Below are 254 nucleotides of genomic sequence, written 5' to 3'. Positions count from 1 at the left end.
CCCCTGGTGCTACCGGGGCTGCGGCCCGCCGCGCCGGCGCGCTTCGCTTTCGAGCCGCAGGTGAAGGCGGGTGAGCGGCTTGCGCCCGGCGCGGTGTTCGGATCGGCTGTCTCGGCAACCGCACCCGGGCGCACCCACCGCTGCCTGGTGCCGCCCGACACCGAAGGCGAGGTGGTGCGCGTCGCCCCACCGGGCGAATATGACGAAGACGTGCCCCTCGTCACGCTCGAGACCCCCGACGGGCGGACCCGCCC

Annotated in this window: 1 pseudogene; it reads left to right on the top strand. The window is 75.6% G+C overall.

From position 1 onward, the window contains the following. A pseudogene (locus ACTFO6_RS19185) lies at nt 1–254 on the top strand (hypothetical protein); the annotation flags it as partial.

The organism is Pelomicrobium sp. G1 (assembly GCF_051905455.1).
Taxonomy (GTDB): domain Bacteria; phylum Pseudomonadota; class Gammaproteobacteria; order Burkholderiales; family UBA6910; genus Pelomicrobium.
The sequence above is the reverse complement of the archived record's forward strand: the minus strand, read 5'-3'. Positions and strand labels throughout refer to the sequence as shown.